The following is a 1,166-nucleotide window of genomic DNA, read 5'->3' on the forward strand; positions in this document are numbered from 1 at the left end:
ATACCAACCCTCGTTAAGTGGGACTCACGGGGTAGCCTCGGCGGCTGAGGGGTGATTCTGTCTTTGGGTTTGGAGCCCGAGGGGGATGTCATGGCTGCTCCGGTACCGCTGCGGTCAGACTTTGACGCTGACGGTCTGCGCACCTTGGCCAGGTGCGCGCGTGATCCCGCCCAAACACGGCGCCTGCTGGCTTTGTCGGCGATCTATGCGGGCGGCTCGCGCTCGGCCGCTGCCGCTCTCGGCGGGGTTGGGCTTCAGACGGTGCGGGACTGGGTCGTGGCGTTCAACGCGCACGGTCCGGACGGGCTGATCGGCGGCAAGGCGCCTGGGGCCCGCCCGCGCTTGAACGTCGAGCAGCGGGAGGCGCTGCGCGCGTTGATCGAGCAGGGGCCGATGCCGGCCGCCCACGGAGTGGTGCGCTGGCGGCTGGTCGATCTCGCCCAGATCCTGTTCGAGGATCACGGCGTGTCGGTGTCCGAGCAGACGCTGAGCCGGGTCCTGCGAGCCATGGGCTACGCCAAGCTCTCCGCCCGCCCGCGCCACCACGCCCAGGATCCGGACACCATCCCCGCTTTTAAAAAAGCTTCCCCGCCCGCATGGCGGAGATCGCGCAGGCCGTCGGCGGCAAGCCGATAGAGATCTGGTTCGCCGACGAGGCTCGGGTCGGCCAGAAGAACATGATCACCCGCCGCTGGGCCAAACGCGGCACGCGACCTGCGGCGCCGAAGGACCAGCGCACCGCCTCCGCCTACATCTTCGGTGCGATCTGCCCGCCCTTGGCAAAGGGGCTGGCCTCGTCATGCCCCGCTGCACCACCGAGGCGATGGCCTTGCATCTCGAAGAGATCGCCCAGGTCGTCGCCCCCGGTGCGCACGCCGTACTGCTGCTCGATCAAGCGGGCTGGCACACAACCAAGAAACTCGTCGTGCCCGCCAACATCACCCTATTGCCCCTGCCGGCTCGCTCCCCCGAACTGAACCCCGTGGAGAACCTCTGGCAGTTCATGCGCGACAACTGGCTCGGCAACCGCGTCTTCAAATCCTACGCCGACATCCTCGACCACTGCTGCCACGCCTGGAACACCCTCATCGACCGACCCTGGCGTATCATCTCCATCGGACTGCGCGCCTGGGCTCATGGGTTCTGATCAATGAGGATCGGTATAA

At 67.0% G+C, this 1,166-nt stretch carries 1 pseudogene; it reads left to right on the top strand.

The window, feature by feature from the left end:
• Window positions 1–90: 90 nt before the first annotated feature.
• Window positions 91–1,147, top strand: a pseudogene (locus tag MKK65_RS18785) (IS630 family transposase).
• Window positions 1,148–1,166 lie beyond the last annotated feature (19 nt).

The sequence above is a fragment of the Methylobacterium sp. J-001 genome (genome assembly GCF_022829565.1).
Lineage (GTDB): Bacteria > Pseudomonadota > Alphaproteobacteria > Rhizobiales > Beijerinckiaceae > Methylobacterium.